The organism is Streptomyces sp. NPDC096040, from assembly GCF_040303265.1.
In the GTDB taxonomy this organism is placed as follows: Bacteria; Actinomycetota; Actinomycetes; order Streptomycetales; family Streptomycetaceae; genus Streptomyces.
The window spans coordinates 77,643-92,498 of record NZ_JBEOTA010000030.1; the positions used below are offsets into that span (position 1 = coordinate 77,643).

The following is a 14,856-nucleotide window of genomic DNA, read 5'->3' on the forward strand; positions in this document are numbered from 1 at the left end:
GAAGGCGGTGCACGGGTGGGCTCGGGAGGCCTGGAGCTGCCCCCTGGTGACGAGGGTCACGAGGGGAACTCCACAGACGTCCCGCCCGGCGCGGTGTCCCTGGCCCGGCCGATGGACGCCTCGGGCTCCATCGGACCGGAGCTGGAGTGGGACGCCGACGCCTGGCTGGAGGTGCGTACGCGCGCCCAGCGGGCCGGCCGTGCCTACATCTGGCTGAACCTCGTCGAACAGCGGCTGCGCGCGGTCGTGGCCGCCGTCCTGCGCCCCATCTACGAACCGGTCCACGGCGACGAGTGGGTGGTCGCCGCGGCCGGGCCCGCCGGTCAGGAGTGGGTCCAGCGGGCGGTCGCGGTCCGCGAAGTCAGCCGTCGCAAGGGCTACTTGCTCGACCCGGCCGACGACAACGTGATCAGCTTCCTCACCCTCCCGCAGCTGCGCGAGCTGATGGTGCAGCACTGGCCGTGCTTCGAGCCGTACTTCGACGAACGCCGGGACGTCGAACTCGCCCTCGACGAGCTGGAGGTGACCCGCAACGTCGTCTCCCGCAACCGCGCGCTCTCCGAGGCCGTCCTCAACCAGGCCGAACGGGCCTCCGCCCGGCTCCTGGAGATGCTCGGCACGGGCGGTGACGTGCCCTCCGCGCGCCGGCTGCCGGTGGACGCGGTGGAGGACCTGGTGGGCGACCGCTACGCGGACGTCGTCGCCGTCCACCCCGACCGGGTCCGTCTCATGCGCCAGTTCCCGGCCGAGGACCTCTTCGGCGGCGCCCGCCGGCTGGACGCCATCGGCATCGGACTCAACCTGCTCGTACAGAACTTCTCCGGCCGCCGCCTGGTCCGGCTCGCCGAGACCGGCTGCCGGGTCCGGCTGCTCTTTCTCAACCCCGCGTCCAGCGCGATCAAGCGCCGCGAGCGCGAACTCGGAATGAAACGGGGCGAACTCTCCCGCTCGGTCGAGATGAACATCCTCCATATGCGCCGGGTCCGCTCCCGGCTGCGCGACCCGGGCGCCTTCGAGATCCAGGTGTACGACGACACCCCCCGCTTCTCCGCCTACCTGGTCGACGGCGACGGCGCCGACGGTGTCGCGATCGTCCAGTCCTATCTGCGCGGGGCGCGGGGCATGGAGTCGCCGGTGCTGGTACTGCGCAACGGCGACAAGGTGGTCAAGTCGGACGACATCATGGAAGCAGGACTCTTCCCGACATACCGCGAGGAGTTCGAAATGGCTTGGGCGGATTCGCGCCCTGTGTCCTGAGGTAGGCGCGACGGTAAGCGGAACGCGGTCCTCTGATTGTCAGTGGCGCATGCGAGGGTGGAGACCACTGGGGGAAAGCACCACCAAGAAGGGGGACCGCCCATGGGCTGGCACCAAGAGCTCCTGATCGGCTTCGATCTGGAGACGACGGGTACGGATCCGCGCGAGGCGCGCATCGTCACGGCCGCCGTGATCGAGGTCAGGGCCGGGCAGGAGCTGGGCCGCCGCGAGTGGCTGGCGGATCCGGGCGTGGAGATCCCCGCCGACGCGGTGGCGGTGCACGGCATCAGCAACGAGCGGGCGGCGGCCGAGGGCCGCCCCGCGGACCAGGTCGCCGACGCCCTCGCCGACGTTCTCACCGGGTACTGGAAGACGGGCGTCCCGGTCGTCGCCTACAACGCGACCTTCGACCTCACCCTGCTCTCGGCGGAACTGCGCCGGCACGGCCTGCCGTCCCTCTCCGACCGCCTCGGCGGCCTCGACCCGGCGCCGGTCATCGACCCGTACACCATCGACCGCTGGGTCGACCGCTACCGCCGCGGCAAGCGCAACCTCGAAGCGGTCTGCGTCGAGTACGGCATCACCCTCGCCTCCGCCCACAACGCGTCGGCCGACGCCCTGGCCGCGGCCCGCCTGGCCCGGGCCATAGCCGACCGCCACCCGAAGATCGCGTCCCTGGGCCCGGCACAACTGCACGAACGCCAGGTGGAGTGGTACGCGGAGTGGGCGACGGACTTCCAGCAGTTCCTGCGGCGCAAGGGCGAAGCGGACGCGGTGGTCGACGGAGCCTGGCCGCTGCGTGAGTTGGCGGACGAGACGGTCTGAGGCCGCAGCGGGCTTGGCAGCAGCGGGGCTCAGAAGGGGTACCAGCGCACCGACTCGTCCCCCTCCCGCAGCGACGCCACCCGCCGCCCGAACTCCGCCAGCGCCTTCGGATTGCTCGGCGCATGCTGTGCGACCCACGCACAGCTGGCCGTCTCCCGGGCGCCGCGCAGCACCGAGCACCCCTCCCACTCCCGCACATCCCACCCATAGGCCTCGACGAACGAGTCATAGGTCTCGGCCGGCAACCCGTACCGGTCCCGGGAGAGCGCCATGACCACCAGGTCGTGCTCGCGCAGGTCGGACGAGAAGGTCTCCAGATCGACCAGGACCGGCCCGTCCGGCCCGACATGCACATTGCGGGCCAGCGCGTCCCCATGGATCGGCCCCGGAGCCAGCCGCGGGGTCAGCGCGGCCGCGGCCGCCGCGAAACCGTCCCGGCGCTCCCGCAGATAGGCCGCGTCGGCGGGGTCGACCGCGTCGCCGGCGAGCCGCAGCCAGCGTTCCACACCGCCCAGCAGCTCGCGGGGCGGCAACTCGAAGGGAGGAGAGGGCAGTGCGTGCACGATCCGCAGCAGTCCGGCCAGATCGCGCGGATCGGCCGGCCGTACCGGATCCGCCAGCCGGTGCCACACGGTCACCGGGTGACCGTCCACGAGCCGCGCCTTCGGCTCGGCGGCCCGTACGGCCGGGACGCCCGCCTCCGCCAGCCACCCGGCGATCTCCAGCTCACGCCGGGCCCGGTCAAGGAGTTCGGCGTCCCGGCCGACCTTCACCACCAGGTCACCGGCGGCGAACACCGCGTTCTCGCCCAGGGCGAGGAGCGAGGCGTCAACCGCCGCACCGGGCAGCACACCCGCCGCGGCCAGTACGTCCCGCGCCCTTGCCTCGTCCATCGTCCGCCTCCGCGTCTGTTCCCGGTGCCCGGGCACCCGCGCCTGTGCGGGTGCACACGGCGTCGTCTTCTCGCCATCCGCCGGTCAGTCTCGCATCCACGGAGGTCGCGACGAATGCGCGGTGCCTTGACGAGACAACCTGCCTTCACGACCATGACCAGGCACGACCGGGCCGCGCAAAGGGGGATGACGTGGCATTGGCGACGAACGTGGCCACCGTGAGGCGACCGGCCGCCGCACGCCTGACCGGCCACGGCGCCTGGTTCCTGGTCCTGCCCGCCCTGATCCCGATCCTCGTACTGAGCGTGGGCCCGCTCCTCTACGGGATCCTGCTGGCGTTCACCGATGCCCAGTCGGGCCGGACCGCGGCCACCCGGTGGATCGGCGGCCTCAACTTCCAGGACCTCCTGCACGACACGCTCTTCTGGGAGTCGTTCCGGATCGGCCTGATCTGGGCCGTCGGTGTGACCGTGCCCCAGTTCCTGCTCGCCCTGGGCCTCGCCCTCCTCCTCAACCAGGAGTTACGGCTGCGCTGGCTGGCCCGCGCCCTGGCGATCGTGCCCTGGGCGATGCCCGAGGTCGTCGTCGGCATCATGTGGCGGCTGGTCTACAACCCGGACGCGGGGATCCTCAACGAGACCCTGCGCGACCTCGGCCTCGGTGACGGCCGGGACTGGCTGAGCGGCCTCGGCACCGCCCTGCCCGCCGTGATCGTCGTCGGTGTCTGGGCCGGGCTGCCGCAGACCACGGTCGCCCTGCTCGCAGGACTGCAGAACACCCCGCGCGAACTGCACGAGGCCGCGGCGGTGGACGGCGCCGGCGCCTGGCGCCGCTTCCGCGCGGTCACCTGGGCCGCCCTGAGACCCGTCGCCCTGGCGATCACCGCGCTCAATCTCATCTGGAACTTCAACTCCTTCGCCCTGGTCTACGTCCTGACCAATGGCGGCCCCGGCGGCAAGACCCGGCTGCCGATGCTGTTCGCCTACGAAGAGGCCTTCCGGTACGGCCAATTCGGCTATGCGGCGGCGATGGGCTGATGCGGACCAGGGGCACCACCGCACTTGTCGTCCTTCTTCTCCTGCTCGCGGGCTGCACGGCCGGCGGGAGGGGCACCGGCGGTCCGATCACCCTCCGTTTCCAGTCCCTGGCCTGGCAGGAGGAGTCGGTCACCGCCAACAAGGAGCTGGTGAAGGAGTGGAACGCCACTCACGCGGACGTCAAGGTCGAGTATGTGCAGGGAAGTTGGGACAGCGTCCACGACCAGCTGCTCACCTCCTTCGAGGGCGGTGAGGCCCCGGACATCATCCACGACGCCTCCGACGATCTCGCCGACTTCGCCTACGGCGGCTACCTCACCGACCTGACCGACCTGCTGACCAACCGCCTCAAGTCGGAGATACCGCAGCGAAGTTGGGAGACGGCGACCTTCGGGGACGGCATCTACGGTGTGCCGTTCCTCCAGGAGCCACGGGTGCTGATCGCCAACAGCACCTGGCTCGCGAAGGCAGGAGTGCGCATACCCACACCCCAACGCCCCTGGAGCTGGGCGGAGTTCCGGCAGGTCACCGAACAGCTCAGCGGCGACGGCAGGTACGGCGTCGCCTGGCCGCTCAAGGAGCCCGTCTCCGCCACGCTCAACCTGTCGCTGTCGGCGGGCGGACAGCTCTTCCACCGGGACGTGGACGGCAAGGTGACCGTGCGCTTCGAAGCCGCCGACCAGGTCGTGCCGCGCACCGTCCACGACCAGGTCGGCATCGACCACAGCGCACCCGGCTCGACGCTGGGCAGCGGCGGCTCGGACACCCTTCCGGGCTTCTTCGGCGGCAAGTACGCGATGGTCCCGCTCGGCTTCTCCTACCGTCAGCAGATCGTCCAGCAGGCGCCGAAGGGCTTCGACTGGGAGGTGCTGCCCGCCCCGGCCGGCGCCGACGGACTCGCCCAGGGTGTCAGCCCGCAGACGCTGTCCATCGCCGAGGACAGCCCGCACAAGAAGGAGGCGGCGGAGTTCATCGACTTCCTGCTCCGGCCGAGGAACATGGTCCGGCTCGCCCTCGGCGACTGGATGCTGCCCACCGGCACTCAGGCCCTGAAGGACCCGGCCCTGCACACCGCCAAGTACGGCTGGGCCACCGGCGCCGCTCTGGCCGGCCACCTCAGCCCGGCCCCCGCCCAGACGGTCCGCGGCTACCCGGAGTGGAAGGACAAGGTGGCCACCCCCGCCTTCCAGTCGTACTACAGCGGAGCCATCGGCCTCGACGAGCTCCGCCACCGCCTGGAGAAGGACGGCAATCTGGTGCTCGCCCGCTATCAGCGCTGAGCCGGACAAAGGGGCAGGGCCCGTTGGCTCCCCCGGAGACCAACGGGCCCTGCGTCTGAGGGTGTTGCTCGGAATCGGATCAGACCGGCAGCCGGTCCTGCTCGCCCCGTGTCACCGGCGGTGCCACCGGCTCCGGAGACTCGTCGTGGGTCAGGTCGGGCAGCCGGCGCAGCCAACTGGGCAGGTACCAGTTGCGCTCGCCGAGCAGGGCCATCACCGCCGGGAGCAGCACACCCCGGATCAGCGTCGCGTCGATGAGGACCGCGGCCGCCAGCCCCACGCCCATCTGCTTCATGGACTGCATGGACAGCGTGCCGAAGATCGCGAACACGGCGACCATGATGACGGCGGCGCTGGTGACGACCCCGGCCGTGGTGACCACCCCGTGCTGGATCGCCTCCCTGGTGGAGCGGCCGCGCAGCCGGGCCTCGCGGATCCGGGAGACCACGAACACGTGGTAGTCCATCGACAGGCCGAACAGGATCACGAAGAGGAACAGCGGCAGCCAGCTGACGATCGCGCCGACGCCCTCCGCACCCACCAGGGAGGCACCCCAGCCGTGCTGGAAGACGGCGACGAGAATGCCGTAGGCGGCGCCGACCGAGAGCAGGTTGAGCAGGATCGAGGTGACCGCGACCGTCAGCGAGCGGAACGACAGCAGCATGAGGAGGAAGGCGAAGACGACCACGAAGGCGAAGACCGGGACGACCGAGCCGATCAGCTGGTCGTTGAAGTCGTGGTTGCCCGCCACCGACCCGGTGACCGGCGCCTGCACCCCGTCGACCCTGCCGAGGGTGGCCGGCCGTACCTCGTCGCGCAGCTTCCGCAGGCTCGCGTCGGCCTTGTCCAGGTCGGAGCCGCCGACCAGCGGCACGGAGACCAGGGCGACGTTCTGGGAGTCGTGCATCGTGATCTCGACCGGGCCGCGCGAGGCGCCCGAGCTGATCGCCCGCGCCTTGAAGTCGGTCAGCGCCTGCCTGACCTCGGGGGCGTTGATGTCCTTGGCCTTGACGACCACCTCAGCAGGCTCGGAGCCGCCGGGGAAGGCCTGGTTGACGCGGTCGTAGGTCTGCACGATCGGCAGCGAGCCGCCGAACTCCTGGTCCAGGGTGAGCTGCGAGGTCTTCATGCCGAGGGCGGGAGCGGCGACCGCGAGCAGCGCGCCGACCGCCACGAGCACGGAGACCAGCGGCTTGGCGAGCACGCCTCGCAGTACGGCGGTCCAGAACCGGCTCTCCGAGGGGCCGTGGGCGCGCTTGCGGCGGCGCAGGAACGGGATCCGGCCCTTCTCGACCCGCCCGCCCAGCAGGGAGAGCAGCGCGGGCAGGACGGTCACCGAGCCGACCATGGCGACCGCGACGACCATCAGGGAGGCCAGGCCCATCGCCTCGAACTCGGCGAGGCCGGTGAACAGCATGCCCGCCATCGCCACGCAAACGGTGACACCGGAGACGATGATGGCCCGGCCGCTGGTGGCCGCGGCGATCCGCAGCGCCGCGCCCGCGTCCCGGCCGGCCTCCCGTTCCTCGCGCTCCCGGCGCAGATAGAACAGGCAGTAGTCGACGCCGACGGCCATGCCGACGAGCAGCATCACGGAGTTGGCGGTGTCGCTCATCGGCTGCAGATGGCTGACCAGGCCCATCAGGCCCATCGTCGCCATGATCGCGGTGATCGCGAGGCCGACCGGCAGCAGCGCGGCCACCAGTGCGCCGAAGGCGATCAGCAGGATCCCGAAGGCCACCGGCACGGCGGAGTACTCGGCCCGCTGGAAGTCCTTGCCGAAGGCGTCGTCGTACTGCTTGTTCATGCTGGCGCCGCCGATCTCCGCGATCCGCAGCGTGTCGTGCGCCTTCTGCACCCCGGCCACCGCGTCCAGCACCGGCTCGACCCGGTCGGCGGCGGTCTCCGCGTCGCCGCGCATGTCGAACTGGACCAGCGCGCTGCGGCCGTCCTTCGAGATGGTTCCGGTGTTGTACGGCGAGGTGATGCCCGTGACCTTGCCGGTGCCGTCGACCGCCTTGACGACATCCGCGACGGCGGACTTGAACTCGGCGTCGGTGGACCTGACCGACGGGTTCTTGGACTGGACCAGGACCGTCTCCGCGGCCGGCTCCTTGATCCCGGCGTCGTCGATGATCTTCGCCGCGGTGTGTGTCTCACCCTTGAGCTGGTCGCTCTCGGCCACGTCGACCCGGCCGGCCGCCGAGCCGAGTCCCATCGCCAGGACGACGAACAGCACCCATATGCCGACGGCGGCCCAGCGATGCCGGGCGCTCCAGCCGCCGGCCCGGGCAGCCAGGCCCCGCACCCGCGTCTCTCCGTTCCCCATGACGGGATTACCCCCCTCGTGTGCGGTGACGGCCCCGGCCGCCACGACGTCTTCACGATTTCCTTCGTTCGATTCGAAGGTATGGGCCGGACAGGACCGCCTCCTCGTGCTGCCCGGTGAAGTGCGGTGGCCGACTCTCATCGCCTGGGAGGATGTCGGGCCCTTACATCTATCGACCCATCTCGGGGGTGATGGTCAGGGGTGTCCCTTCCGACGACTTGGATCCCCTTTGTGATTACAGAACCTTGTTGAACAAGTCACAGGTGCGTGTAGGAGTTGATCCGGGGCGGTCCGATCGGCCAGAGTTTCGGGCAGTCCGGCATGCCCGGCACGGCCGTCGTGCCCACCCCCACGGGGCACGACGGCCGTTCTAAGGTGTTCGAATGACGATGTATGCGGCGCTGCTGCGCGGGATCAATGTGGGCGGCAGGAAGAAGCTCCCGATGGCCGAGCTGCGGGCGCTCATGGCCGGCCTCGGGTACGAGTCCGTGCAGACCTACCTCCAGAGCGGACAGGCCGTCTTCGCCGCTCGCGGGGACGCCGAGTCGCTGGCCGCGGAGCTGACCAAGGGGATCGAGGAGCGGTTCGGCTTCTCCGTCGACGTGCTCGTCCGCGACCACGCCTATCTGAGGGCGATCGCCGAGGCCTGCCCGTTCCCGGCCGCCGAACTTGAGGCCAAGCAGCTGCACGTCACCTACTTCTCCGGGCCGGTCGCCCCGGAGCGCTTCGCGGACATGGACCCCGCAGCCCACCTCCCCGAGGAGTTCCGCCTCGGCGACCGCGCGCTGTACCTGTACGCCCCCGACGGCCTCGGCCGCTCCAAGCTGGCGGAGGCGCTGTCCCGGCCCCGGACCAACAAGGGGCTGATCGCCACGACCCGGAACTGGAACACGGTCGTCAAGCTGGTGCAGCTCACCGCCCCGGGAACGTGACTGCCCGCAGGCCGGTCGTCCTCCGTGAGTGGGCGGAGCGCAAGCGGGAGCTGACCGGGCGGTCGGGGTCGCGGTGGGCGGGCAGCATCGCGAAGGCCACGCGTGATCAGTGGGCGCCGCCCCGGCGCGGCCAGGCCGCCAGGTCGGGGAGGGGAGCGTCTCCGCGGCCGAGTTCAAGCGGACCGCCCTCGTACGCCTGGGTGTCTCCGGAGGTCCCGTCACCGTGACGGTCACCGCCCGCAACGCCCACGGCGAGAGTGCCCCCTCGCTCGCCTCGGCACCGCTGGCCCCGACGGCTGCGAGCACCCTCCCGGCCGCGCCGACCGGCCCCGAGCTGCGTACGGCGGCCACCGCGGCCACGCTCGCCCGGACCCTGCCGACCGCCCTCGGCGACGCCAAGGTGACCGGCTACCGGGTGACCGTCTCCGACGGCCGTACCCCGATCGACGTCACCGGACGGGACGTCCTGGTCACCCGGCCCTCGGCCAAGGGCATGTTCCGGGTGATCGGCGGGCTGCAGCCCGGCACGCGCTACACGGTGACCGTCGCCGCGGTGACCGCGGGGGCGTCGGACCGGGTGGCCACGGTCAGCGCGGCCACCCGGTCAACTGCCCGACGGGGAAAAGTCGTTGGGAAACTGAACCGGTAATGCCGCTGGTGTGACACGTTCGCCGACCGCGGCGCTGAAGTAAGAGCCGGCCACGGCAGTGACGCTCGTGAGAGCCCCGCTGTGGGCCGGCCGTTCGCGGTCCGACGTCACAGGGGAGCGCCGGACCGCGAACCCCAGGGGCCCTCCTCGGACGGCTCAGGCGCCGACGGCCGCCAGAGCGGGGGTGCGGGCCGCGTCGTACCGCTCCAGCAGCACCCGAGCCACCTCCGGCGCCGGGCCGAGCACCTCGGCCAGCACATCCGCCTCCGCCGCGCCCCGCGCTATCCGGTCGGGCAGGAAGCCGGGGGCGAGGACATAGGGAGCCACGGCCACCCGGGCGCAGCCGAGGTCCCGCAGCTCCCGTACCGCGTCCTCGGTGCGGGGGAGGGATGCGGAGGCGAACGCAGGCCGCACGGCGCACCAACCGGTGTGCCGCCACTCCCGCGCGATATCCGCGATCACTGCGATCGCCTCCGGGTCACTGGACCCCGCCGAGGCCAGTACGACCCCGGTCGAGGGTTTGTCGGCGGGTGTCAGCCCCGCCTCGTGCAGCCGCCGATCGAGGGCCGCCAGGAGCAGCGGGGACGGGCCCAGCACCTCCGCCTGCCGGATCCGCAACCGAGTCGGCGCGTCCCGCAGTACGGCCGGGATGTCCGCCTTCGCGTGGAAGGCGCGGGTCAGCAACAACGGAAGGGCTACGACGTCACGGACACCCTCCGCCGCCAGGGACTCCAGCACCCCCTGCACGGAGGGGACGTTGAAGTCCAGGAATCCGGTTTCCACGCGCAGCCCGGGCCGCAGCGACCGTACCCGCCGTACCAGGGCGTGCACGGTCGCCGCGTGCCGCGGATCGCGGCTGCCGTGGGCGATGACGACGAGGACCGGATTGCGCATGGGCGACCTCAGCTCTTCACCAGCAGACCGCGGCTGCGCAGCACCCACCGCTCCAGCGGGCTGAAGATCAGCAGGTCGATCGCGATGCCGACGAACAGGATAAGGATGATGGCCTCGAACACCATGGCCATGTCGCTGGCGGTGCGGGCGTTCTCCAGGAGCTGGCCGAGACCCACGCCGAGGTCGGGGAAGCTGGCGATGATCTCCGCCGCCATCAGCGAGCGCCAGGAGAACGCCCAGCCCTGCTTCAGGCCCGCCACATAGCCGGGCAGCGCCGCCGGCAGCACCACGTGCCAGATGCCCTTGACGCCCGTCGCGCCCATCGTGCGGCCGGCGCGCAGGAACAGCGGCGGTACCTGGTCGACGCCGGAGACGAGACCGTTGGCGATGGACGGGACCGCGCCGAGCAGGATCACCGCGTACATCATCGAGTTGTTCAGACCCAGCCAGATCACGGCCGGCGGCACCCAGGCCACCGACGGCAGCGACTGGAGGCCGGACAGGATCGGCCCGATGGCCGCGCGCACGAACTTCACCCGGGCCACCAGCAGACCCAGCGGGGTGCCGATGACCAGGGCGAAGAGGAAGCCGAGGAGGCCACGGCTGACACTGGTCCAGATGTAGCCGAGCAGGTCGCCCTTGAGCCAGGCGTCCTTGAACGCGCTGCCCACCGCGGCCGGCGAGGGCAGCTTGGACGGGTCGTCCACGACCGGCACGAGGAGCGTCCAGACCACGAGGACCACGGCGAGCGCGATGATCGGCGGCAGGATCTTGGCGGTGAAGGTCTGCCGGAAGGTCGGGCGGCCGGTGGTCGACGTCTCCAGTGCGTCGAGGCCCGCCTCGACACTTCCGGCGTCCTTGGCCGGCGTCGCCTCAGTGCTGGCCATGACGGCGGATCTCCCCACGCAGTACATCGGTGATCTCAAGGGACAGTTCGGCCACGGGCGCGTCCTCGATCCGGCGCGGCTGCGGAATGCCGACCGTCCACTCGCGCGCTATCCGGCCCGGGCGGGACGACAGCAGGATCACCCGCTGCGCGAGCCGGACCGCCTCGCGCACATTGTGCGTGACGAACAGGACGGAGACCCCGGTCTCCTGCCAGATCCGGGTCAGCTCGTCGTGCAGCACGTCCCGGGTGATGGCGTCCAGGGCCGAGAACGGCTCGTCCATCAGCAGCAGGTTGCTCTCCTGGGCGAGTGCCCGGGCCAGCGCCGCACGCTGGCGCATACCGCCCGACAGCTCGTGGACACGCTTGCCGTACGCGCCCTTCAGCCGGACCAGTTCGAGCAGTTCCTCGGCCCTGGCACGGCGGTCGTTCTTGGGAACTCCCCTGAGCCTGAGGGCGAGTTCGATGTTCTTGCCCGCGGTCAGCCACGGGAAGAGGGCGTGCTCCTGGAACATCAGGGCGGGCCGCCCGTCCGTCGCGATGGAACCCGCCGTGGGGCGGTCGAGGCCCGCCACCAGGTTCAGCAGCGTGGACTTGCCGCAGCCCGAGGCCCCCAGGAGGGTGACGAACTCGCCCGGCGCGACATCGAGCGTGATGTCGTCCAGGACGAGCTGCTGCCCGCCGGGAGTCGCGAAGGACTTCGAGACATGCTCGAGGCGTGCCGCGTGCTCCACCGACTCGCCGGCCTTGGGGAGTGTCGTGGTCGTGGCCATGGTCGTCACCTCCTGGGAACGCGTCGGGACCGGGGTCAGCTGCTGCCGAGACCGGCGGCGTCGACCGTGCTCTCGCCGTCGGCCTTGAGGACCTTGTTGAGGATCGTCAGGTCGTAGATGTTCTTCAGCAGCGGGTCGGTGAGCAGACCGGCCTTGACGGCGTGCTGCGCCTCGGTGTTGAGGGTGGAGGCCAGCGGGTCGTCGGTGAACTGGATCGACTTCCACGCCGGGTCCAGGACGTTGTCGGGCAGCGCCTTGCCGGAGTCGACCTCCAGCTGCTTGTTGGCGGCGGCCTTCGCCTGGTCAGGGTTGGCGTTGATCCACTTGTTGGTCTCGACCGAGCCCTTCAGCACGGCCTCGACGACCTTCGGGTGCGCCTTGAGGAACTTCTGCGACACGATGATGTTCGTGATCACGAACTTCTTGTCGGGCCACAGCGTGGACTCGTCGAGCAGTACCTTGCCGCCCTCGGCGACCAGCTTGGACGCGGTCGGCTCCGGCACCCAGGCGCCGTCGATGGAACCGGCCTTGAAGGCGTCCGGGGTGATCTTGTTGTCGGTGCGGACGACCGTGACGTCACCCTTGCCGCTCTGCGCGTCGACCTTCCAGCCCTGGTCGGCGATCCAGTTGAGGAACGCCACGTCCTGCGTGTTGCCCAGCTGAGGCGTCGCGATCTTCTTGCCCTTGACGTCCTTCAGGGACTTGATCTTCTTCGGGTCGACGACCAGCTTCACGCCACCCGACGCCGAACCGCCGATGATCTTCAGGTCGGTACCGTTGGACTTGGTGTAACCGTTGATCGCCGGGGAGGGGCCGATCCAGCCGATGTCGATGGAGCCGGAGTTGAGCGCCTCGATCTCGGAGGGCCCGGCGTTGAAGATCGCGTACTTGGCCTGGGTGGCGCCGAGCTCCTTCTGGAAGAAGCCCTTCTGGTTGCCCACCAGCGCGGTCGCGTGGGTCAGGTTGCCGAAGTAGCCGATCTTGACGGTGTCGAGGCCGTCGATCTTCTTGGCACCGGCGGCGACCTTGGCGGTGTCGGTCTTGTCGGCGTCGGACCCGTAACCGCAGGCGGCGAGGGCGAGCAGGGGAAGCGCGGCTATCACCGCGAGGCTGCGGCGGAAGGCTGTTGTTGCAGGCACGGGAGGTGTTCCTCTCGGAGGCCCGGCGGTCACGGTCTCTCAGGTCGTGGCCGGGAGGTCGGCAGGTCTGCGTCTACGGCGGTGGGGGGTGAGGGCGCGCAGGCAGTGCGCGTACGTCAGCACACACATCGCGCGACTCCGCCCTGCCCGCTGCCGAGAGCACCGCTGCCGACGCGGCCGCCCTCCTTCGCGAACGTGGAGTAGAAGTCGGTGGAGTTCATGTCAGAAGTCCCACCCGTCGTCCTCGGCCTCGTCCTTGACGGGCTCGGGGGAGGCGAACGACTCGCCGACCATGCCCGCGGTGAGCGTGGTGCCGTCGGCCGGGTCGATCAGGATGAACGAGCCGGTGCGGCGCGAGTCGGCGTAGGAGTCGACCGGCAGCGGCTCGGCGGTACGGATCTTCACCCGGCCGATGTCGTTGGCGACGAGCTGCCCCGGGTGCGGGTGCAGGGACAGGTCGTCGAGGGTGAGCCGGGACGGGATGTCCTTGACGATCGCCTTGACGGTGCGGGTGCCGTGCTTGAGCAGCACCCGGTGCCCGACGGTCAACGGCTGGTCGGCCACGTGGCAGACGGTCGCCTCGACCTCCTGGGTGGTCGGCGGGGCGTCCTTCGTCGGGACGATCAGGTCGCCGCGCGAGACGTCGATGTCGTCGGTGAGCAGCAGGGTCACCGACTGGGTCGTCCAGGCCGAGTCGACCGGCTTGCCAAGCAGGTCGATGCCCGAGATCGTCGTCGTACGACCCGACGGCAGGACCGTGACCGGCTCGCCGACGTGGAAGGTGCCGGCGGCGATCTGGCCGGCGTAGCCCCGGTAGTCCGGGTGCTCGGCGGTCTGCGGGCGGATCACGTACTGCACGGGCAGCCGGGCGTGGCAGTGCGCCAGGTCGTGGCTGACCGGGACGGTCTCCAGGTGCTCCAGGACGGTCGGGCCGCCGTACCAGTCCATGTTGGCGGACGGCTCCACGACGTTGTCGCCGACGAGCGCCGAGATCGGGATCGCGGTGACCTCCGGGACGCCCAGCTCGGTCGCGTACGCCGTGAACTCCTCGGCGATCCCGGCGAAGATCGGCTCCTGGTAGCCGACCAGGTCCATCTTGTTGACGGCGAGGACGACATGCGGGACGCGCAGCAGGGCGGCGATCGCGGCGTGCCGGCGGGTCTGCTCGACGACCCCGTTGCGGGCGTCGACCAGGACCACGGTCAGCTCGGCGGTGGAGGCGCCGGTGACCATGTTGCGGGTGTACTGCACGTGGCCGGGGGTGTCGGCGAGGATGAACCGGCGCTTCGGGGTGGCGAAGTAGCGGTAGGCCACGTCGATGGTGATGCCCTGCTCGCGTTCGGCGCGCAGGCCGTCGGTGAGCAGGGCCAGGTCGGGGGCGTCCTGCCCGCGCGAGGCCGAGGCGCGTTCCACGGCCTCCAGCTGGTCGGTGAGGACCGACTTGGAGTCGTGCAGCAGCCGTCCGACGAGGGTGGACTTGCCGTCGTCGACCGAGCCGGCCGTCGCGAAGCGCAGCAGGGTGGTCTCGGTCAGGCCGAGGTCCGTGGTGGTCGTGCTCATCTCTAGAAGTACCCCTCGCGCTTGCGGTCTTCCATCGCGGCCTCGGACATCTTGTCGTCGGCGCGGGTGGCGCCGCGCTCGGTGAGCCGGGAGGCGGCGATCTCGGCGATCACGGCGTCCAGCGTGCCGGCGTCGGAGTCGACGGCACCCGTGCAGGACATGTCACCGACGGTCCGGTAGCGCACCTGGCGCTTCTCGACGGTCTCGCCGTCCTTCGGGCCGCCCCACTCGCCGGCGGTCAGCCACATCCCACCCCGCCGGAACACCTCGCGCTCGTGCGCGAAGTAGATCTGCGGCAGCTCGATGCCCTCGCGGGCGATGTACTGCCAGACGTCCAGCTCGGTCCAGTTGGAGAGCGGGAAGACCCGGACGTGCTCTCCGGGGGCGTGCCGTCCGTTGTAG

Annotated in this window: 14 protein-coding genes; 6 read left to right on the forward strand and 8 right to left on the reverse strand. The window is 70.7% G+C overall.

All coding sequences use genetic code 11. The features are described 5' to 3' along the window. Positions 1 to 15 precede the first annotated feature (15 nt). A complete protein-coding gene (locus tag ABTY98_RS33290) occupies positions 16 to 1,257 on the forward strand; it encodes a DUF5919 domain-containing protein (RefSeq protein WP_352224794.1) in 1,242 nt (413 codons plus the stop codon). Between the two features lie 102 nt (positions 1,258 to 1,359). Next, complete coding sequence (locus ABTY98_RS33295; RefSeq protein WP_352224795.1) at positions 1,360 to 2,082, forward strand: 3'-5' exonuclease; 723 nt, start codon at positions 1,360 to 1,362, stop codon at positions 2,080 to 2,082. Positions 2,083 to 2,111: 29 nt separating this feature from the next. Here ABTY98_RS33295 and ABTY98_RS33300 read toward each other — a convergent pair whose 3' ends face one another. Then, on the reverse strand, positions 2,112 to 2,975 hold the full coding sequence (locus ABTY98_RS33300; protein ID WP_352224796.1) for a phosphotransferase enzyme family protein: 864 nt from the start codon (positions 2,973 to 2,975) through the stop codon (positions 2,112 to 2,114). A gap of 191 nt (positions 2,976 to 3,166) precedes the next feature. Here ABTY98_RS33300 and ABTY98_RS33305 point away from each other — a divergent pair, with 191 nt between their 5' ends. Together ABTY98_RS33305 and ABTY98_RS33310 are read left to right on the forward strand one after the other, a co-directional pair. Continuing rightward, the gene (locus tag ABTY98_RS33305; RefSeq protein WP_502994413.1) at positions 3,167 to 4,012 is read left to right on the forward strand and encodes a carbohydrate ABC transporter permease; all 846 of its coding nucleotides are present in this window, start codon (positions 3,167 to 3,169) and stop codon (positions 4,010 to 4,012) included. After that, positions 4,012 to 5,292, forward strand: coding sequence for an ABC transporter substrate-binding protein (locus tag ABTY98_RS33310; RefSeq protein WP_352224797.1), 1,281 nt, complete (start codon positions 4,012 to 4,014; stop codon positions 5,290 to 5,292). Before ABTY98_RS33305 ends, ABTY98_RS33310 begins: the two co-directional genes overlap by 1 nt. Positions 5,293 to 5,371: 79 nt before the next feature. Here ABTY98_RS33310 and ABTY98_RS33315 read toward each other — a convergent pair whose 3' ends face one another. Continuing rightward, positions 5,372 to 7,621 carry an MMPL family transporter gene (locus tag ABTY98_RS33315; protein WP_352224798.1) on the reverse strand — a complete coding sequence of 750 codons (2,250 nt, stop codon included), beginning with the start codon at positions 7,619 to 7,621 and terminating at the stop codon, positions 5,372 to 5,374. 383 nt (positions 7,622 to 8,004) lie between these two features. Between ABTY98_RS33315 and ABTY98_RS33320 the strand changes: the two genes are divergently transcribed. After that, positions 8,005 to 8,553 carry a DUF1697 domain-containing protein gene (locus ABTY98_RS33320; RefSeq protein ID WP_352224799.1) on the forward strand — a complete coding sequence of 183 codons (549 nt, stop codon included), beginning with the start codon at positions 8,005 to 8,007 and terminating at the stop codon, positions 8,551 to 8,553. 223 nt (positions 8,554 to 8,776) lie between these two features. Next, positions 8,777 to 9,202: a fibronectin type III domain-containing protein gene (locus ABTY98_RS33325; protein ID WP_352224800.1), complete on the forward strand. Its 426-nt coding sequence runs from the start codon at positions 8,777 to 8,779 to the stop codon at positions 9,200 to 9,202. Between the two features lie 156 nt (positions 9,203 to 9,358). On the opposite strand, the gene ABTY98_RS33330 is transcribed toward ABTY98_RS33325, so the two are convergent. The 6 genes from ABTY98_RS33330 to ABTY98_RS33355 form a co-directional block, all read right to left on the reverse strand. Beyond that, complete coding sequence (locus ABTY98_RS33330; protein WP_352224801.1) at positions 9,359 to 10,096, reverse strand: sirohydrochlorin chelatase; 738 nt, start codon at positions 10,094 to 10,096, stop codon at positions 9,359 to 9,361. Positions 10,097 to 10,104: 8 nt separating this feature from the next. Then, positions 10,105 to 10,983 carry an ABC transporter permease gene (locus ABTY98_RS33335; RefSeq protein ID WP_352224802.1) on the reverse strand — a complete coding sequence of 293 codons (879 nt, stop codon included), beginning with the start codon at positions 10,981 to 10,983 and terminating at the stop codon, positions 10,105 to 10,107. Then, on the reverse strand, positions 10,970 to 11,755 hold the full coding sequence (locus ABTY98_RS33340; protein WP_352224803.1) for an ABC transporter ATP-binding protein: 786 nt from the start codon (positions 11,753 to 11,755) through the stop codon (positions 10,970 to 10,972). Before ABTY98_RS33340 ends, ABTY98_RS33335 begins: the two co-directional genes overlap by 14 nt. 35 nt (positions 11,756 to 11,790) lie before the next feature. Then, entirely contained in the window at positions 11,791 to 12,894 is a 1,104-nt protein-coding gene (locus ABTY98_RS33345) for an aliphatic sulfonate ABC transporter substrate-binding protein (RefSeq protein WP_352224804.1), read from the reverse strand. Between the two features lie 222 nt (positions 12,895 to 13,116). Beyond that, positions 13,117 to 14,454 carry a sulfate adenylyltransferase subunit 1 gene (locus ABTY98_RS33350; protein WP_352224805.1) on the reverse strand — a complete coding sequence of 446 codons (1,338 nt, stop codon included), beginning with the start codon at positions 14,452 to 14,454 and terminating at the stop codon, positions 13,117 to 13,119. Positions 14,455 to 14,456: 2 nt separating this feature from the next. Further along, positions 14,457 to 14,856: phosphoadenosine phosphosulfate reductase domain-containing protein (locus tag ABTY98_RS33355; protein WP_352224806.1), on the reverse strand; the 400-nt coding region annotated here is incomplete at its 5' end.